This is a genomic window from Streptomyces lunaelactis, assembly GCF_003054555.1.
Lineage (GTDB): Bacteria > Actinomycetota > Actinomycetes > Streptomycetales > Streptomycetaceae > Streptomyces > Streptomyces lunaelactis.
On sequence record NZ_CP026304.1, the window covers coordinates 8329827 to 8348005 of the forward strand.

Annotated in this window: 16 protein-coding genes and 1 pseudogene; 9 read left to right on the top strand and 8 right to left on the bottom strand. The window is 68.0% G+C overall.

The genetic code is table 11. The features are described from left to right. The first annotated feature begins 79 nt into the window (after positions 1–79). Positions 80–2164, top strand: coding sequence for a hypothetical protein (locus SLUN_RS38090; RefSeq protein ID WP_108154384.1), 2085 nt, complete (start codon positions 80–82; stop codon positions 2162–2164). Positions 2165–2299: 135 nt separating this feature from the next. Next, positions 2300–2611 carry a transposase gene (locus tag SLUN_RS38095; protein WP_108154385.1) on the top strand — a complete coding sequence of 104 codons (312 nt, stop codon included), beginning with the start codon at positions 2300–2302 and terminating at the stop codon, positions 2609–2611. Positions 2612–2693: 82 nt separating this feature from the next. Here the strand turns inward: SLUN_RS38095 and SLUN_RS38100 are convergent, their stop codons facing one another. The 4 genes and pseudogenes from SLUN_RS38100 to SLUN_RS39790 all read right to left on the bottom strand — a co-directional run bounded on the left by SLUN_RS38100 (position 2694) and on the right by SLUN_RS39790 (position 4849). After that, entirely contained in the window at positions 2694–2993 is a 300-nt protein-coding gene (locus SLUN_RS38100; RefSeq protein WP_218929507.1) for a DUF3303 domain-containing protein, read from the bottom strand. Positions 2994–3853: 860 nt separating this feature from the next. After that, the gene (locus SLUN_RS42720; RefSeq protein WP_108154387.1) at positions 3854–4198 is read right to left on the bottom strand and encodes a DUF8825 domain-containing protein; all 345 of its coding nucleotides are present in this window, start codon (positions 4196–4198) and stop codon (positions 3854–3856) included. A gap of 113 nt (positions 4199–4311) precedes the next feature. Continuing rightward, positions 4312–4524 (bottom strand): annotated as a pseudogene (locus SLUN_RS38110) (DUF6207 family protein). A gap of 175 nt (positions 4525–4699) precedes the next feature. Then, positions 4700–4849 (bottom strand): hypothetical protein, encoded by a 150-nt coding sequence (locus SLUN_RS39790; RefSeq protein WP_159100441.1) that lies wholly within the window; start codon positions 4847–4849, stop codon positions 4700–4702. Positions 4850–5926: 1077 nt separating this feature from the next. On the opposite strand from SLUN_RS39790, the gene SLUN_RS38120 reads away from it, so the two are divergent. Both SLUN_RS38120 and SLUN_RS38125 read left to right on the top strand, forming a co-directional pair. Beyond that, positions 5927–6382, top strand: a complete 456-nt coding sequence (locus SLUN_RS38120) for a hypothetical protein (protein ID WP_175313542.1) — start codon at positions 5927–5929, stop codon at positions 6380–6382. A gap of 58 nt (positions 6383–6440) precedes the next feature. Then, complete coding sequence (locus SLUN_RS38125; RefSeq protein ID WP_170146642.1) at positions 6441–7280, top strand: transposase family protein; 840 nt, start codon at positions 6441–6443, stop codon at positions 7278–7280. Between the two features lie 47 nt (positions 7281–7327). Here the strand turns inward: SLUN_RS38125 and SLUN_RS38130 are convergent, their stop codons facing one another. Then, positions 7328–7696, bottom strand: a complete 369-nt coding sequence (locus SLUN_RS38130; RefSeq protein ID WP_108154388.1) for a VOC family protein — start codon at positions 7694–7696, stop codon at positions 7328–7330. A 209-nt stretch (positions 7697–7905) separates the two neighbouring features. On the opposite strand from SLUN_RS38130, the gene SLUN_RS38135 reads away from it, so the two are divergent. From SLUN_RS38135 to SLUN_RS39795, 3 genes are all read left to right on the top strand, one after another. Further along, positions 7906–8301 carry a hypothetical protein gene (locus SLUN_RS38135; RefSeq protein WP_108154389.1) on the top strand — a complete coding sequence of 132 codons (396 nt, stop codon included), beginning with the start codon at positions 7906–7908 and terminating at the stop codon, positions 8299–8301. A gap of 219 nt (positions 8302–8520) precedes the next feature. Then, positions 8521–10491, top strand: coding sequence for a WD40 repeat domain-containing serine/threonine protein kinase (locus tag SLUN_RS38140; protein ID WP_108154390.1), 1971 nt, complete (start codon positions 8521–8523; stop codon positions 10489–10491). 95 nt (positions 10492–10586) lie between these two features. Continuing rightward, complete coding sequence (locus SLUN_RS39795; protein WP_159100442.1) at positions 10587–10754, top strand: hypothetical protein; 168 nt, start codon at positions 10587–10589, stop codon at positions 10752–10754. Positions 10755–10873: 119 nt separating this feature from the next. On the opposite strand, the gene SLUN_RS38145 is transcribed toward SLUN_RS39795, so the two are convergent. Together SLUN_RS38145 and SLUN_RS42660 are read right to left on the bottom strand one after the other, a co-directional pair. Continuing rightward, positions 10874–12487 carry an IS1182 family transposase gene (locus SLUN_RS38145; RefSeq protein WP_257153886.1) on the bottom strand — a complete coding sequence of 538 codons (1614 nt, stop codon included), beginning with the start codon at positions 12485–12487 and terminating at the stop codon, positions 10874–10876. A 371-nt stretch (positions 12488–12858) separates the two neighbouring features. After that, positions 12859–13599, bottom strand: a complete 741-nt coding sequence (locus tag SLUN_RS42660; RefSeq protein ID WP_442759041.1) for an SCO2400 family protein — start codon at positions 13597–13599, stop codon at positions 12859–12861. 481 nt (positions 13600–14080) lie between these two features. On the opposite strand from SLUN_RS42660, the gene SLUN_RS38150 reads away from it, so the two are divergent. Both SLUN_RS38150 and SLUN_RS38155 read left to right on the top strand, forming a co-directional pair. Then, the gene (locus tag SLUN_RS38150; RefSeq protein ID WP_159100443.1) at positions 14081–16441 is read left to right on the top strand and encodes an AfsR/SARP family transcriptional regulator; all 2361 of its coding nucleotides are present in this window, start codon (positions 14081–14083) and stop codon (positions 16439–16441) included. Between the two features lie 285 nt (positions 16442–16726). Continuing rightward, complete coding sequence (locus tag SLUN_RS38155) at positions 16727–17200, top strand: hypothetical protein (protein ID WP_108154393.1); 474 nt, start codon at positions 16727–16729, stop codon at positions 17198–17200. 56 nt (positions 17201–17256) lie between these two features. Here SLUN_RS38155 and SLUN_RS38160 read toward each other — a convergent pair whose 3' ends face one another. Next, entirely contained in the window at positions 17257–17730 is a 474-nt protein-coding gene (locus SLUN_RS38160; RefSeq protein ID WP_254709901.1) for a proteophosphoglycan 5, read from the bottom strand. Between the last annotated feature and the right edge of the window lie 449 nt (positions 17731–18179).

Consider the following 18179-nt stretch of genomic DNA (forward strand, 5'->3'; position numbering starts at 1 on the left):
TGAGCATTGACGGGCTCTGCCGCAACTGCCTGATCTCCCTGCGCCGCCAAGGGCTCGCCCCGGACGCGACGAGGATCTGATGCCGCAGGACACACAGCTCATGCTCCAACTCGTCCGGTCACGCGGTGGCATGGCCCACCCCCTGTCACGGACAGCCAAGGGCTCGCGGAAGTATCCGCGCAACACCGTGGCCCGCCGCCGGCCCAAGGCCCGGCTCGACGATCCGCAGGTCATCCCGCCCGCTGTCCCGGGCCAGTGCGTGCTCTTCCCCGCCCACCGCACCATCACCAGCGACCACCTCAGCGGCATCAGTGACCGGCGCTGGCCCGAAGGGGACCTCCTCGCCAGCCTGGTGGCAGAGGTTGCCACCGAGCGCGGCGTCAGCGAAACCTGGCAGCGCCTGGCCGCACGGCGGCTACGAGCCGTGCTGTCGATGCGCGATGCCGACGGCGAGCTGAGCGTGGCACCGGAATACCTCGACCAGGTCCCCGGTTCTGCGACCGCGGGCGTCCTTGAGGTCCTGCGCCGAGCCGGGCTGCTGCTGCCCCGCAAACGCCCCCGGCCCGTCAGGTGGCCGACGGGCAGCTGCGGGCACTGCGGCTGCTGGGGCGTCACCCAGAGACTGTGCCGGGGCTGCGAGTGCTGGAAGCACGACACCGGCCGCTACCCGACCGGATCCTGCGGGCGGTGCCGAAGGGAGCTGCCACTGTCCGCGCAGGAGAGGCTGTGCCGGGGCTGTCTGATCCACGTACGCGAGCACGGTGAACACGACCGGGCGCCCTTCACCCAGCTCCAGCTCGCCCTCGGCAAGCATCCCGTCCGCCAGCTGAAGCACCGCGCCGACCGGCTCGGCTACGACACCACCGACCGCTCGTGGGGAAAGCGGCACACCGCGCGGGCGCGGCGCCGGCCTGTGCCGCGTACCGTCTCCGCGCACCTGACCGACCCCCACCAGCCCGCGCTGTTCACCCTGGACCGTGACTGGAGCCGCGTCGCGGCACGCAACGTGGACGAGCTGCCCGCCATGACCACCAACGCCCAGCAGCTGCTGGAGGAGTTCACCCAGTTCTGCCGCGCGCAGATGCGGCGGGTCAACCCCGACCCGCACGGCCATGCCGGAGCCCTGCGCGCCCTGCGCATCGTGCTGGCCCACCTGGGTGCCGCCGCGCCTGTCCATGAACGTGACCTGCGGGCCCTGGCCGTGCTGGACCGCAACATCAATGCCCCGCGCGTCATCGGCTTCCTCGCCCAGCGTGGAATGCTCATCCCCGATCCCGCCCGCACGGCGGACCGCCATCTCGCCGCCGTCGACCGTCTGATCGCCAGCTTCCCCGCCCCCATGGACAGTGAACTGCGCCGCTGGGTCACGGTCCTTCAAGGCCAGGGCCGGCGCAGGCATCCCGCCCTGCCAACCGCGACGATCCGCAGCTACCTCCAGTGCGCCGCTCCCACACTGCGGATGTGGACCGAGCACACCACCACCCTGGCCGCGATCACCCGCCAGGACATCAGGGACGTCCTGGACCTGGCCCCCGGCCGCCCGGCCCGCACCGCCCAGCAGTATCTGCGGAGCATCTTCCGCGCCCTGAAGCAGGAACGGCTCGTCTTCCACGATCCGACCCGCGGCATCACCCTTCCCGCCCAGGTCCGCCTGCCCAGTCCCGTTCCCAGCGACCGTCTGACTGGCCTGCTCCAGCAAGCCCACACTCCGCTTGCCCGCCTCCTTGTCGCCCTCGTCGCTGTCCACGCCCTGCTGCCCTCCCAAGCTGCTGAGATCCAGCTCGATGAACTCGACCTCGCTCACGGCGCCCTACGGCTGCCCAGGCGCACCATCTACCTCGAAACCCTCACCACGGAGCTGCTCACCCAGTGGCTCCGCATGCGGCAGCAGACATGGCCCGCCTGCAGCAACCCCCACCTGCTCGTCAGCAGCCAGACGGCCCTCGACCCTTCCGGCCCACCCGTCAGCAAGATGCTGCTCAGTACGCCGTTCGACCGCACTGGCCTCACCGCCCGAGCCCTGTGGCAGGACCGCGTCCTCAACGAAGCCCGCCACAGCGCCGACCCCGTCCATCTCATGCGCCTGTTCGCAATCTCCGACTCCACCGCCATGAAATATGTGCACGCGGCGCACCCCGAGAAGACCGGACGCGTTCACCCCTGACTCAGTACCGCGCTAACTAGTACTCCAGCTGCAACACCGTTGAGTTTGCGCTGAAGGCGGCAAGTCAAGGGGGTCGAACATAACGGAACCCCGGTAGATCAACTTTCGACCAAGAGAGTTGACCAAGGGGTTCCGTTGCAGGAGAAGTCTGTCATCACCCGCGAGATCGCGGTAGCCGGAGGGGCTGAGTTCCTGTGCCGGTCCGGTGCCCGACACATCCCGCTGATCATCAAGCGTCTACCGGACGGCTCATACCTGTCGACATTCGGCATGGAGAAGCTGCCAGTACGGATTATCGAGGCGTGGATCACTGTGACGTACCAGGACGGCACCGTATGCCGGGAGCAGTGGCGCCTGGCGACCAGCCTGACGGACCATACCCGGTATCCCGCCCGTGAGCTGGTTGATCTTTACCACGAGAGGTGGCAGGTCGAGACGAAAATCTGAAACTGGATCAGCGGGGATACAGATTTCACGGGCCCTCGGGTCGGGCAGCTCTCGGCCGTCCGACCCGAGGTCCGCAGTCAAATCAGTCGAGTCCGTCGCGCCATGCGATTACCTCGAGCTCGGCTCGGACAGCATCTTGCACCGCAATGACCGGTCGAGCCTGAAACTCGAAGGCGGGGAAGGTCGAGCAGAACTTGTGCACACTGAGTGGATCATCGCACTCCACCAGCATGTGTCCACCCCATTCACCCACCCGGATCACAAATGATTCGACGTTGAAGCCCTCAGGTTCCTTCCACTGGCCGAACACTTCAAGGATCCGCTTTTGGGCATTCTCATACTCTGCCGGTGAACCTTGCGCCCGCTCGAACCAGCTGATCATGTACTTCATTCTCACCCTCGTTTCCGTCGCCGGCCGTCAGGTTTCTTGGCAGGGGCCTGTAATGACCACGGTAGCCTCGATCGTGCGCAGGTCTGCTCCGCCACGCATCGGGATATCTCCCCATTTCCGTTTCGGCGGTGGCGAGTGGCGGGTGAGCGCCTCCGCAAGAGGGGCGGCGGCGAGGCGCAGACGTGTGCCCCGCGCGAGGCATCGCCCGATCCGGTGAAAGCTCATGTCGCACCATGCGATGGTCGGATGGTTCGGGAATGCTCTATGTGGTGCCCGAGTCCTGGGACGTTCTCGGCCGGTGCTCACATCGATATCCATGTATCCTTTCCGGCCGACTGGTAGCGCCTAATACTCCAGCCGCAACACTGTTGAGTTAGCGCTTTGACCTGGCTTTCCAGCCTTGCTCCATCACCATGATTTCGACTCCGAGGGTGTAGCGCTGTGCCGTGCTGGGGTGCTGGGTTGAGTTCTTGCTGTACTTGCTGGTCGGGCTCTTGCGGGTGCGGGCCTTGACCCGCTGTCGGCGACGCGTCGGCACGAGGTTGGCAGAGGTCGTCGATCCCTGCTGGCCTGCGTTTGGCCAAGCAAGACCGAACCCGCAGCCGATCCCAGCCTGTTCGGGACGGCGCGCCAAGTTCCGGCTCGAACGCACCCCAGAATCTACGAACCCGCGCGCTTCCATCTACACCGTCCTCGGCCTCCAGCGGGCCCGCGTCCGCGGCATCTCGTTACGCGCCGGAGACCTCCAGAACGCCGAACACGCCGCCTGGCAGCTCACCTTCGACCTCAGCGACGACAAAGCGAGACGGCACCTCCCCGTCCGCGAGCGGCTGACCCTTGTCCATGACAGGTTATGCCGCCTCGTCCTCGGCCCGCTCGTGGACGTGCTTCAACGCCATTCGGGCATCGACCACCTTCCCCTGCAGCGTCGACGTCTCCCAGTAGGGATGCGTGCTCACTGCGATCGACAGGGCGAGCAGGCGCTGTCGCAACCGCTTCTCCTCCGCCAGCTGCTCAGCGGTGTAGCCGGGACTGTCCGGAAAGGACACCACCCGGTAGTTGAGCACGTACTTCTCGCTCGTCCAGCCCGGCTCCGGCGTTACCGACCACGGCAGCGTGCGACACAGAGCCTCGTACTCCGCGCGCCGACTACGCCGCGGACAGCGCCATGCCCGTGGAGGACTACACCGCCACATACACGTACACGCACTGCGGCGAGCAAGACTGAAGCCGCCAACTGCTTCCCTGCAGCGCTCTCCCAGCACGAGCCCGGCGGCGCGACCGGTTCAGGACGCCGTCGGCCGCCGCGCTACGCCTGGCTGCCGGGGCGTCGGATGTCCGCATAGACGCGGGCCTTCACCCCGGGCTCCGCGGGCACCCGCCGCAGGGTGCCGATGCCGGAGGTGGCCCATCACTTCTCCAGCTCGCTCATCACGGCGAGCGCGGTCGCCTCATCGTGGGAGGTGATGTCCAGGACCACCAAACCCGGCTCGCACACATGCTGTTCGTCGATACGGTCCATGACCCACACGACGCGCCCGGTACCAGGCCGGTTCACCGAAGGCGCGCCCGTCACCCTCCCGAAGGATCACCCCTGCGCAGCCTCTTCTTCATCGCGGACTTCACGCTCTGCTCCAGGGCGGCCACTGCAGAAGGACAAGCCTGCAGAGTGACGCGCTTGCCGCGATGGGCGATGGTCAGAGCTTCAGGTAGGCGTACAGGGCCACCCACGCCGCGAAGGCGATCGTGAGGGCCGGGATGAGTACCGGGTGCGCGTACGCCACCAGGCCGGCGAGAACCGCACCGAGTGCGGCGGTGGCAACGGCGGTGCGGTCTCTGTCGGGCATCGCGGCTCCTGTTTTTTGTGCGCACGGAACCAGGGCCGGGCGCAGGGCTGGAAGACCTCACGGCCTGATGGGACCGGGTCGGAGTCCAGCATTACGCGCAGGACTCCGGCGAACTACGACTTTGGTCGGTAGGCGGAGTCATCCGGGGGCGCACGCTTGGGAAGTTCGGTTGCACGGTGCCGAGAACAGCACACGACCGGCCGAGAGCCGGATGGTCGGCCACGACGATGCGTGCGCTGAGCGGAGCGTCCCATCGGCCCAGGCCACATCGCGGCAGCAGCTGCTCCCGCCAGCCGCGGATGGGCAGACCGGTCTCCTCACGCGCCTGCATTCGTGACGGCGGGAGTACGGTGACCAGCCCAACTAGCCCGCATACCGGACACCAGCCGGGCACCCGTCAGCGCTGGCAATCGGTGCGCATTGCCTGGCCGGAGTGCGCATACGTTGCGCACCGACCGCACTGGGTGCGCATCCAGGCGGCAGGCGGTGCGCACCGCACCGCGCGGTCGCTCAGGAATTGGGGACGGAGACCTCTCCTACTCCTCCTCCGTGCTTGGGTCGGCTGGCGGCCCCTTGTCCGGCTGCGGGCAGTCTTGGCGATTCTCCTTTGACCACGAGTTGCAAGCGGGACGAACAGGCTGCGGACAAGGGGGCTTGCGGGTGAGGCTGGTCAGTGAAGCTCCGCCATCTTGAAGTGGCTGGTCAGCGGGGTGGCGTGACCTCGTTTCGGGGTGCTCGTGCTGGTCGTGGGCGGCAGTCTGTGTTGTAGATCGTCCGGCGGGGTGGTTTTGCCGATGAGTTCACCGTCCTCAAACGGTCTACCCAGCGACACGACCGTTCTCGACAGGAGTGCCATGTCCACCATCCAGCCAGTGATCGTGACTGCCGACCAGGACGTTCTGCTCGGCTTCTATGAAGCTGCGCCATCTTGAAGTGGCTGGTCAGGGTGCTGGTGTGATGTCGTTTCCGGGTGCTCGTGCTGGTCGTGGGCGGCAGTCTGGGGTGTAGATCGTCTGGCAGGAGTGGGTTTGTGGATTCCCGTCCGTCGTCGCGGGTGCCGCTCCTACGCTCCGGCCCATGATGGATCCCGAGGTGTTGGAGCGGATCGCCGCGCGGCGTGCGGAGCTGGACGGACTCGAAGAGCAGCTGGTCAAGCAGCTGTCGGAGGTACGAGCTGAGCGCGATGAGCTGGCCGTGGCCGAGCGGGTGTGGCAGCGGATGAGCGAGCAGCTCGCCGACGAGCGCACGGAGGCCGGGTCGCCGGTGGTCCAGGTGGCAGGTCGGGCGGTGCGGCTGGTCCCGGACCGTGGGCCGGGGGTGGCTGAGTCCGCACTGCCGGCGGAGTACCAGCGCATCCTGACCGCGGTGCGGCAGGCCGCCGGCCCGGTCTCCACCCGGCAGATCGGCGAGGTGCTGGGCTTGGACACCGGGGTACGGGGCAAGCTGGAGCCGTTGCGCGGGAAGCTCACGAAGCTGGCCGACCGCGGCTGGCTGCACAAACGACCCGACGGGAAGTTCACCACCCGCCCGTGACCGGTCCGCGCGGCGATCGGGGCGTAACCAAGGTGCCCCCGGCGGCTGTTGGAATTGTGTGACGAAAACCAAAGAGCACGCCGGGGACACCGTGTCCCTGGTCTACCAGTGCCGCCTGCCGCTGTCCACGCACACCCTGAACTACCTCTCCGACCTGCTGCGACGGCATCTGAAAGCGATACGGTCGAGGTGGCGGGCGCTGCCGCCCGGGAGGATCGCGGTGATCGTCTTGGCTGTGCTGCGGCACGATCAGCGCCTGGCCGACGTGGCCGGCGGCAACGATATCTCCGCCACCACCATCCGGCGCTGGCGCGACGAGCTGATCCACCTGCTGGCCGCGAAGGCCCCTCGTCTGGACCGCGCCCTGAAGAAGATCGCCCGGCGGGGCTGCGAGGTCGTCCTGATCGACGGCACCCTCATCCCCACCCAGCGCCGTACCGGAGAGGCGAACCGCCCGAATTACTCCGGCAAGCATCGCCGCCACGGCCTGCACGTCCTCGCGCTGACCGACGAGCGGGGCCGTCTGGTGTGGATATCGGCCGCCCGGCCCGGCCGCACCCACGACATCACCGCCGCCCGACGCGACCGCATCCTGGCCCACCTGCGTGCTGCCGGCCTCGGCGCCCTGGCCGACCTGGGATTCCTCGGCCTGGACGACGACGGGGACGATCCCGTGGTCGTCACCGGCTTCAAGGCCACCCGCGCCCGCAGGCTCGCATCCGCCGAGAAGGAGGCCAACCGGGTCCTGGCCGCCGGACGCGTCCCCGTCGAACGCGGCTTTGCCCACCTGAAGAACTGGCGGATCCTCACCAAGCTCCGTACTGACCCCGCCCGCGTCACCCACCTGTTTCGCGCGCTGCTCGTCCTGACGAACATCGAGGCCACTACCGACAATTGATCTCTACCGCAGGTAGCCCACGATCAGCACATGCCCCCGGAACAGCGTCACCGGGCCGGGATCGGCTGAGTGAGGTTCACCGGGTTGCCGTCGGGGTCCTGGATGTGGGCGACGCGCTGTCCCCACGGCATGTCGTTGGGGCCGCTGCGGACCGAGCCGCCCAGCGCCGTCACCCGGCCGAGCGTCTCGTCGACGTTGTCGACACCGATGCTGAGCAGGATCCGCGACGCCGCCCCAGTCCCTGGGTTCGCCTTGGCCACCAGCCCGAGGTCGGTGTCGCCGATGCGCAGGCCGAGGTAGAAGGCCGGGCCTTCCGCCGGTACCCGGAAGATCTCCTCAGCGCCGAACAATTTCGTATAGAAGCCGAGCAGAACGTCGTGGTCGGCAGTCACGATCACTGGCTGGATGGTGGACATGGCACTCCTGTCGAGAACGGTCGTGTCGCTGGGTAGACCGTTTGAGGACGGTGAACTCATCGGCAAAACCACCCCGCCGGACGATCTACAACACAGACTGCCGCCCACGACCAGCACGAGCACCCCGAAACGAGGTCACGCCACCCCGCTGACCAGCCACTTCAAGATGGCGGAGCTTCCATGCACTGCCCGCCCGCCAGATCCGCGCGATGCTGCTGGAGCAGGCGGACCTAGCCGGACACCGACTTGATCCCGAGGGCCTGAACCGTCCGCTGGACGACTACACCGCAGAGGCGATCGCCGACTACGTCGCCTATCGCCACCGCCGCTGGCCGAACAGCACCAACCCACACCTGCTGATCAGCCGGAACACAGCCACCACCACAACAGCGGTGGGCACGTTCTGGATGGACAGGCTGGTCAAGGACCTCCCTGTGGGCGTCGACCGACTACGACAGGACCGCATCCTCGAAGAAGCCCTCGCCAGCGGCGCCGACCCCCTCCACCTCGCACACGTCTTCTCCCTCGGCGCCAAGGCCAGCCTCCGCTACACCAGCGCAGTGAGCCCTTCGGATGCAGAGCAGGCACCAAACACTCCCAGGTGAGAACCCCTGGAAGCTATTCGAGGTCATGGAACGCGAGGTCACAGAGGCCGGCGCATTTTGGGAGTGGGCTGACGCCCAGCCGTTCTCCACCGCAGCGGCGGTGAGAGGCGTGTCGGGGGCCGTCCGCCCGCTGAGGTTGTCGCGTCACCAATGGTCAACTGGCAGACTACGGAGCGGATTTGACGACTGAGTAGCAGTCATGCGGGAGAAATACGGGGTATGGGCGGGATGGATCTGGCCGGAGTGGTGCTCGGTGGCCGGTACGAGTTGCGGCGGTTGATCGGCCGCGGCGGTATGGGGGAGGTCTGGCACGGCGAGGACATATCCGTCTTGCAACGCGAGGTCGCGGTCAAGGTCCTGCCCGCCGTCTCCGGCACGACGTCAGTACGGCGCTTCGACAGGGAAGCGGCGATGCTTGCCAGGCTCCAGCATCCGGGGATCACCGTGGTGCACGACGCCGGCCGCCACGACGGCTACCTCTACATCGTCATGGAACTCCTCCAAGGCCAGGACCTGGCCCGGGTCATGGCCGACCATCCCGATGGCTTACCCGTCGAGCGTGTGCTGGACTTCTTCCACCAGATCGCCGACGCCCTCGCCACGGCTCACCGCGATGGTGTCGTGCACCGCGATCTGAAGCCGGCCAACCTGTTTGTGCAACCGGGCGACCGGATCAAGATCTGCGACTTCGGTATCGCCCGCAGCCCCGACGCCTCCGACGCACTGACCACCAGCGGCGTGGTCCTGGGCACCCCGCTCTATATGTCGCCCGAGCAGTGCCAGGGACGGCCTGTGGAAGCGCCCTCCGACATCTACGCCCTCGGCGCCGTCCTATTCCAACTCCTCACCGGGCACACCCCGTTCCCCGCTGACCAATCGCCCTACGCCCTCATACGCCAGCACGTCGAGGACTCCCCTCCCCTCCTGGGCGCGATACGGCCGGACATCCCCCAGGAACTGGCGGAACTGGTGGCGCAAATGTTGGCCAAGGACCCCAACGACCGGCCCGACGCGACCGCCTTGGCCCGTGCCCTGGCCGACCTCACGGCCGACTCCACGACACGTTCGGAAGAATCCGGGGAGCGGGAACCCCGGCAGACCGCAAGACTGACCCTGCCTCTGTCAGCCGACGGCGGCGACGACGAGGCCCCCCGGCAGAACAGCGGGCTACTGCCCGCCCGCTGGACGCGCACCCGCACTTTCCTGATCGGAACCCCAGTACTCAGCGCGATTGTCCTAGTCCTGGGCATCGCAGTCCTACGCAATGACTCCGACCCGAAACCCCCTGACTGGAGTGTTCGCACCGATGGCGCCTTGGAGGTGGCGTTCAGTCCCGACGGCAGCATGCTGGCCGCCGGTGGCGGCAGTGCCCCGATCCTCCGGTGGGACCCAGAGACCGGCGAGCGCATCGGCGGACCTCTCAGGCAGGTCGGCAACGTGTACAACGTGGCGTTCAGCCCCGACGGCACCCTGCTGGCGGCCTCGACGCTGCAGTACAACGGCACCGTGCGGCTGTGGAACCCGAAGACCGGTGAGCTGATCAGCGAGTGCTACGACGCCGAAGTCGTCGCGGTGGCGTTCCACCCGAAGAGCACCATGCTGGCCACCGTGAACCAGGCCACTGAAAAGGTGACCCTGTGGGATCCGAAGACCGGAGACCAGATCAGAGTCATCAGCGAAGGCGACACCACCGAAGAAGGCGACGACGTTTCGTCCCTGGCGTTCAGTCCGGACGGCACCACGCTGGCCACCGGGGATGACGAAGGTGCTGTGCGGCTGTGGAACCCGAACACCGGTGAGCAGATCGGTGAACCCCTCCAGCACGACGATGACATCACTGACGTGGAGTTCAGCCGGGACGGCACCACGCTGGCCACCGCGAGCGCGGATGGCACCGTGCGGCTTTGGGATTCGAAAACCAAAGGGGAGATCGGTGACCCCGTCACCGCCCACAGCAATTCCGTGTCCGACCTGGCCTTCAGTCCGGACGGCGACATGCTGGCCACCGCGAGCGTGGATGACACGGTGCGGCTGTGGAACCCGAAGACCGGTAAGCAGATCGGTGAACCCCTCCAGCACGACGGCGACGTCACGCATGTCGCGTACAGTCCGGACGGCACCACGCTGACCACGGCAAGTGACGGTGACACGGTGGCACTGTGGCAGCTACCACGGAAACCCACCGCCTGAGCACCGTGCGGATCCGCCTCCACAACCCGTTCTCCGCCGTCTCAACCGACCTTTCTCACGCGACAGAGCGGCCTTCGTGCCCCTGAGTTCGCGATTTGGAGCCTTCAGATTTCCTGAACCCACGGAAGATCGGCATCGAGAGCTTCTACTGCCGACCCGGCATCGAAGGCGCCCACGAGAAGGGCGGCGTCGAAGGGATGATCGGCTACTTCCGCCTCGCCAGCACCCGAGCCCGAGCCGAGGATCCTGCAAAGGCCGGCTGACCGCAGCCTACGTTCCTCGATGGCCAGCCGTCCTGGCGGACGCCTGGCCATCCCGCTTTTGCGGTGTCCTTGGAAGATGTCTCAGCTTGACTCTGTCGGGGATCTTGGAGCCGCCGAGGTCAGCTGCCCAGGGTTCGCCAGGACTTCGGCCGGGGTATCTCGCGCTGGTCGAGGTAGTTCTGGAAGGCAGTCGGTCGGCGGGGCGTGGGGGCTTCCTCGGTTGGAGGCAGTCCGCTGAGGCGCTCAATGTTGACGGCGATGGCCGTCAGGACGTGCTGGATGTGGGCCTTTCCCTGCCCTCGGTAGCGGCAGCGCCGCATGCCGTATCCGTGGACGAACTCATTAACCGTGCCCTCCACTCCGGAGCGGACCGCGTAGCGGGTCTTCCACTCGGGCGTCTGTTGCTCGGTGCGGACGCGAAGTTGCAGGTCGCGGAGTTCTCGTGGGGGAAAGCCCACGGTGCGGGTGCTTTCACGGGAGGTGGTGCACTGGGTGCGGGCCGGGCAGGGCTGGCACTGGCTTTTGGTGAACCTGGCCACGATCAGCGGGGCCGCGGTGGGTGAGGAGGTCGGGTAGGGGCCGTGCCAGCCCTTGCTGACCTGGCCCTGGGGACAGGTGACCTGCTGGCGGTCGTAGTCGATGTGGAAGTCGTCCCGGGCGAAGCCCTCGTCCCGGCGGTGTTGCCGGGTGGGGTTGCTCCGGAGTGGTCCGGAGACGGTGACCTGGTGTTCACGGGTGGCTTGTTCCAGGTGGGGCAGGGAGGTGTAGCCGGCGTCGACCAGGTGCTCGGCGGGCAGGAGTCCGCGGCGGGAGAGGCGGGTGTGGATGCCGGGCAGGACCTTGCTGTCGTGGGTGGTGGCCGCGGTGGTCGCCACGTCCGTGATCACGTTGGGGCCGTCGGGAGCACAGGTCTCGGTCAGGTGAGCGGAGAACCCCTTCCAGCTGATGATGTGTCCGTGCCGCGCGTAGCGGGCCGAGGTGTCGTAGGGAGAGACGACCGCCCGGGACGAGGGCGGCAGCCCGGGCCCGCCTTCGTTCTCGGCGGTGCGCCAGCGCAGGTGTCCTGCGGCGTCACGGTGGTAGTTCTGCACCATGATCTGGCGCAGGGCCTGGATACGAGGGCCGGATGTGCAGTCTGCTCCGTACCGGTAGAGGTGTTCCAGGAGCCGGACGGCGTCGTTTCCGGTGGCAAGGATCCTGGTCTTGGGCTTGGTGGGGTTCTTGCCCAGGCGGACCGGTCGGCCGTAGCGGCGCCCCCAGTCCTCATCGACCAGCTCGTCCAGCAGGTGAGGGGCGGTGCTGGCGACTTCTTCCAGTGCGGCGCGGACCGCCTCGGTGATCAGCTCCAGGCGGGTCAGGTCGCGCACCGCGGCCAGAACATGGGTGGAGTCGGTGCGCTGCGTGGTGCGCTCGTGCACCAGGCCGGCCTCCTTGAGGCGGGCCAGCGCTAGGTCGAGGAGGCGGTCAGCACGGTCGCCTTCGGCGAGACGGTCGCGGAAATCGGCCAGCACGCTGTGGTGGAACCCGGGGTCATCCAGCTGCATGGCCATCGCGTACTTGAAGTCGATGCGGCAGCGGACCGCCTCGGCTGCCTGCCGGTCCGACAGACCGAGCAGGAACTGCAGCACACAGACGGTGGCCAGTTGAGCAGGCGAGAGACCTGGACGACCGTCCCGCGGGTACCAGTCGGCGAAGTCCTCGTCGTGCCACAGCCCGTCGAGGCGGTCTCTCACCCATATCGCCGTCGTGCCGCCCGGGTTGCTCGACCGCGTGACCTGCGCAGTCAGAGGCGGGACTTGCTCACCGGAACGTGGGCGGAGAGACAACGGGCACCTCGACAGCTGCATCGGTCATCGGAACTACCCGAGCATGCCCGTTGACCATGCTGCCGCATCGCGAAACTCCAAGATCCCCGACAGAGTCAAGCTGAGCCGCACTCGGAGCCGCTTCGACGCACGGCTGCTCTCCACGATAGCGAGAGCGGAATGTGTCGCCGAGCGCGCGGAACAGTAGTGGCAGGCAGGCTGCGACAGCCGCCCCACTCGCAACCGACACCCCCACGCACGCGTCGCACAACACATGGAACACGAGTGGTTCTTTTCGCTCATCCCGCTGGCTCACCAGGGGTGATGGGTGTGGGGCCGCCTGTCGGCGAGGCGCTGGCACTTGTCGTAGGACTCGGGGCTGGCGTCGGCGGCGGCAAGGGCGCCTGGCTCGGGCGGCCGGAGGACGGGCTGGGGGTCGGCCTGGCCTTGACGGGGCGGACTGGCGGGGCCGGGGACGCCTGTGGGGCGGGTGATTCCCGCTGCGTGGGCGTCGCGTCGGGGCGCCGAGTGACACCGCCGTTCCGGTTGCGGGCCGTTCCTCTGCCCGGGTGTGTGGCCGGACGTTCCGGTGTAGGCGTGGCAGTCGGCGGTTTGCTGGTGTCGTGCCCCTGGGGCTCGTCCGGGGATGCCAGCTTCGGGTTCGGTGCCGCTTGTGGGAGCCCTGCGGAGTGGTGGGGCAGCAGCGATGCGGAGGCCAGGCCGCCGAGCACGGCGAAGGTGGCCGCGGCAAGAGTGCGAACGCCGTGCTTCTTCCAGCGCGGCGAGCCGTGGCGCCGGTCCTCGGGCACGTCGGCGGTGACTGAGGCGCCGGGGACCGAGGGGGTGTGGGAGGAGGGAACACCGCGGGGCTCGGCAGAGTCCCACCCCTCGCTGAAGAGGACCTCCATCGCCGCCGTGTCGACCTCCGCAGCGCCGCCGCCCCAGTCGCCGAGCGGTGCCATGCCGTTGTCGTAGGCCCCGCATTCCGGGCACGTCACCGCGCCGTTGAGGGTGCGGCGGCAAGGTACGCAGTAGTCCATGGGATCGACCGCTCAGTGGGACAGTCGCCGGAAGGAAGCCCGGTTCCCCGACCCGGCCGGGCAACAGTCCTGAGTCGCAAGGCGGCGCTGGGCATTGTGTAGCAGGATCCTTGGCATGTGCGAACCTCATTCACTCGCCGGACTGCAGGTTGGGCACCTGTTGTCGAGGTCTACGGGTCGCGGCGTGTCAGTTGTTCAATCTGCGGCTGAAAAGTGGGACAGGTAACTCCGCCGGGTTTCTTCCTGTTCGCGAAATCGCCCCCACTCGGTTCGCGGGACAACGCGGCGGGCTTGCAGTCGCCTCCCTAGCTGGCGGGCGCGGGCGGGCCGCACGATCCGTGCGCGACGCCCGCCCCCCACGCCAAGCACCCAGGACACCGGCCGCGACCAGGCGCTCGCCGCGCAACAGAGGGAGGAGGCAGAGCAGGCACTCGCGCCGGCCGCGGTATGGACGGGGGCCGGCGTACTGGCGGCTGCGCTGGTGGGCACGCTCTCCACTCGCCGGATCCTGCAGCAGCGCCGGCGCCGCCCGGGCCGACGCATCCCCATGCCGGAGGGACGCGCGGCCGCCACCGAGCAGGGTCTGCGGGCCGCCCAGCACCCGACAGGCTTCGACCTACTGGGCGCCGCGCTGCGCTCCCTGGCCCTCAACCTCACCGCCGCCGGCCGGGAGTTGCCTGTCCTGGAGGCGGTCGTCCTGCACGATTCGAAGGTCGAACTGCACCTGGACCAGGACACCGCGCCGATGAAGCCGTTCACCGCGGCAGCCGGCCGACAGGATCTGTGGACCTGTGCCGCGAGCAGCCCGGACCTGGCGGACGAGGAAGCACTGAAGGAAGCGGACACGCCGTACCCGGCGCTGGTCTCCATCGGCTGGGACGCATCGGGCCGCCTGGTCCTGGTCGACCTCGAGCACGTTGGCGTCCTGCACCTGGCCGGAGACGCCGACTTCGCCCGTCACGTCCTGCAAGCCATCGCCGTGGAGCTCGCCAGCACGCCGCTGCCCGGCCACCTCGAAGTCACCGCCCTCGCAGACACCGCGCCCGGACTGGACGACGCAGCCCCCGAACGGGTCGCCCGCATCGAAGACATCACCGAGGCGACCGCCGAGCTCGCCAGCCACACCGCCGATCAGCGCCGAGCCCTGGCCGCCGTCGGCGCGAGCAGTCTGCGGGCCGCCCGGCTCATGGATGACGCCGGCGGCGCATGGACGCCGCACATCCTCCTGGCTCAGGAACTACCCGACGATGACACCGTCACCGAGCTCTTCGACCAACTCGCCGAGAAACCCCGCGCCGCCGGCGCCGTCATCACATCCAGCGCGACCACCCAGGCACCGGCCGAGGCATGGACGCTGGAGTGCCAGAGCCCGGACACCACGATCGTGCTGCCCGGCTCCCATCTGCCCATCCATCTGCAGGGCCTGAGCGATGCCCACTTCGCCGACGCCATCGAACTGCTCACCCTCGCCGCGAGCGACACCGACGTACCCGCCCCTGACTGGAACCGTACCGACCCGGCCGACGAAGAGGACGCCGAGCTCGCCGAGGAATTCGGCCCTGGCCAGGACGAGCGTGGTGGCGACCAAGACCTGGGCGAGGACGGTTTGCCTGCCGAATACGCTCAGCTCGAGGAGGACGCCCTGGCAGACAAGGACATGGACGCCGGCGAAACCGAGGCTGCTGAAGCTCCGGAGGCTGGCGCCGAAATCCCCGCCTGGGTCATCGACTTCGCCAAGACGGACGCTCATGACGACGCCGTAACAAGGGACGAAGCGCCTGCGGCCGGGCCGTCGCTCGCCGACGTGCTCGCCGCCGGGGGCGACTCCGAGCCCGACCCGCAGCCCCCCGGCGTCAGCCACAGCGAGGAGGCAGAGCACGAGGAAGAGCATGCCCCGGCAGCAGGCCCGGGGGACGTTGTGCTCGCCCTGGCAACCCCCACCCGCCCGGCCGTCCACGTCACCATTCCCGCGCCCGCACCGGCCGCCGAATCAGGGCCAGTCGTTGCAACAGAGCGGGCGTCCGCGGCAGTGCCGGCCGCTCCCGAGGCCCCGGACCCGGCCGCGGACTCAGACCCGGCCGCTCCATCCGCTTTGCTCCTTGGTCCCATCAGCATTGAGGGCGCCACCGGCAGGATCGACTCCAACCGCCTGAGCATCGCCATCGAGCTGGTCGCCTATCTCGCCCTCAATCCCGGTGTCGACCACCACGCGATCGACGACGCCCTGTGGCCTGGGCGCGTCGTCAACAAGACCATGCGCAACGCCGTCATCTCGCGCACCCGTTCCTGGCTGGGCAAGGACGCCGACGGCAACGCCCACTTCCCCCGCGTCCAGGACACCGGCGACAGCCGGTACCGCCTCGGTCCGGACGTCACCTGCGACTGGCCCCGCTTCCAGCGCCTCGCCCGCATCGGCATGGCCCGCCACGACGAAGACGGCGACCTCGCCTTGCGCCGCGCTCTCGCCCTCGTCCGGGGCCGCCCCTTCACCGGCATCGACCCCCAGCGCTACGCGTGGGCCGAACCGGCGATCCAGGAAATGGTCTCGTCGGTCGTGGACGCAGCGTATGAACTGTCCACGCGCCGCCGCGAGTCTGACGACATCCCCGGCGCGCTGTGGGCAGCCCAGCGAGGCTTGCTCGCCGCAGAGGAAAGCGAAATGCTGCACCGACAGATCTTCCTTGCCCACCATGCCGCTGGCGACATCGAAGCTCTACGCGAAGCCGCCGCCCGACTCGCACGAGTCAACGAACAGCTTCTCGGCGGAGTCGACATGGAAGCCGAGACCGCCGAGCTCCTCCGGAATCTGTTGCCCCGTCCGATCATCCGCGCCCGCTTCTAGGTTCCGCGGTTTCGCGAGCACTTCCGCGTGATCATGAGCACCGTTCGAGCATTTCCGCGTGATCATGGGCAGCGGTAACGTTCAGTAGTTGTCACTTGTCGTGTGTTAGCGATCTTCCGGTTTGGGCTGGGCATCCCCTTCGCATCGTTCCTGCCAGACATGGCGCGGCGCCCAGAGGGTTCATGCGCCCAAGGCCGCAAGCATCTCGTTACAGGCGTGGTGCCCACCAGGTGGCGAGGTTCTTGTACCCGGACGCTGTCAGAGGGGCCTGGCAGGATCGGGAACATGGACTACTGGCCGTACCCGCCGGCGGAAGCGGACCGTGTCGACCCCTTTGACAGCGAGCGCACCGAGACGCAGTACATACTCTTCGGTGGCCACCGACCCACCTCCGCGTTCACCGATCCCACCCTGTTCGACCACCGCGATCTGCACCAGTGGATCCCGATGGGCTACAAGATCCTCAGGCGAGCCCAGAAGGTGGCCATCCTCCGGAACGGCGACGTCGTACGGGAATGGCCGGTGCTGCACCGCATCGCTCACTTCGAATCGGAGTTCCTGCCTGCCAGCGTCGCGCAGTCCGTGAACAGCTGGCGGCGCAGCGTTTGCGGGTATCACGTCCTGACCTCTCCGACCGCGATGACCGCTCCGGAGGATGCCTACGACTACGCCGCCTCAATCGCCCTGGCCCGCACCGCTTCGCGAACCGAAGGCCGCGCTCTGGTGGTGTACATGTACGCCGCCGAAAACTGGCACTGACGATCAAGGCGATTCCGGCGCCCAGCACTCGCCGGCACGGTCGTCTCCGCGCGCGGTCAGACGGCCAGGAATTTCCTGGCCGCGGCAGCGCCCGCCGCGGGATCCCAGCCACTTGTTCCGATGACCGCGCTCACGTGTGCCTCCGTGACGTCACCGTCGGCGGCGATGAGCGCTTCGACCGCGGCCGGGCTTGGCGCCGACCCGCCGAGTCCCGGCGCATCCTGGGCGAACGAGATGATGCTCTCCCGGCTCTTCTCGAAGCTCAGAGCGGGCAGGCCCACGCTGTGGAATCCGTCTTCGGTGCTGTAGTCGGCGCGCTTCCATGCGCTGCCGTCGAAGCCGTACACAAAGCCCACGTAATCCTTCGCGGCCAGGATCCGCTCCACCACAGGTCGCCACCAGTCGGGTGACTCGGCGAGCACATCGGTCTCGTCCTCACCGAACTCCTCGGCGGCTGGGCTGTAGTAGGTTTCCGAGTATTCGTGGTCGTGGCCGATCAGTACCGCACGGCCCGCGGCGAGGTGGTGCAACTCCGCCCGGTTGCCGCCGCTGTCGTCAAAGTGCCATACAGGCCCGTCAGCCCAGCAGTGCCACCCCGGCGCCGGGACGCGCAGATCGCCGCGTATGCCGCCCAGCGCCCGCGCAACTGCGCCGGTCTGGGAAGATCCAGGGTCACAAGCCCCATGGCTGCTCCACCTCATTCTGCCTGTCACGCTCTCGCGTGCGCAGCGGCCACGCTTCATCGATCTTCATCGGTCATGCCTTAACGACCGCGCTACGTCCGTCATCCTTCATTCAAGCCCCTGCCTCTGACAACGGGACACCGTCCCGGGCAGGCCCATGCCCCATGCGCCCATGGGGAGGTAATCCGCGCGAGCCCCCTGGGCCGCCCCTGACGTACGCATGGCTATCTATAGCCGCGGATCCCCCGTTACCGAAACCGGGGATCCGTTGACATCCGTCGCGACCATTGATGCAC

Bases quoted from the DNA above. Each gene is read 5' to 3' on its own strand.
- SLUN_RS38090 (WP_108154384.1), top strand. From the start codon at position 80: ATGCCGCAGGACACACAGCTCATGCTCCAACTCGTCCGGTCACGCGGT.
- SLUN_RS38100 (WP_218929507.1), bottom strand. From the start codon at position 2,993: ATGATCAGCTGGTTCGAGCGGGCGCAAGGTTCACCGGCAGAGTATGAG.
- SLUN_RS42720 (WP_108154387.1), bottom strand. From the start codon at position 4,198: ATGTGGCGGTGTAGTCCTCCACGGGCATGGCGCTGTCCGCGGCGTAGT.
- SLUN_RS39790 (WP_159100441.1), bottom strand. From the start codon at position 4,849: ATGCCCGACAGAGACCGCACCGCCGTTGCCACCGCCGCACTCGGTGCG.
- SLUN_RS38120 (WP_175313542.1), top strand. From the start codon at position 5,927: ATGATGGATCCCGAGGTGTTGGAGCGGATCGCCGCGCGGCGTGCGGAG.
- SLUN_RS38130 (WP_108154388.1), bottom strand. From the start codon at position 7,696: ATGTCCACCATCCAGCCAGTGATCGTGACTGCCGACCACGACGTTCTG.
- SLUN_RS38135 (WP_108154389.1), top strand. From the start codon at position 7,906: ATGCTGCTGGAGCAGGCGGACCTAGCCGGACACCGACTTGATCCCGAG.
- SLUN_RS38140 (WP_108154390.1), top strand. From the start codon at position 8,521: ATGGGCGGGATGGATCTGGCCGGAGTGGTGCTCGGTGGCCGGTACGAG.
- SLUN_RS42660 (WP_442759041.1), bottom strand. From the start codon at position 13,599: ATGGACTACTGCGTACCTTGCCGCCGCACCCTCAACGGCGCGGTGACG.
- SLUN_RS38155 (WP_108154393.1), top strand. From the start codon at position 16,727: ATGGACTACTGGCCGTACCCGCCGGCGGAAGCGGACCGTGTCGACCCC.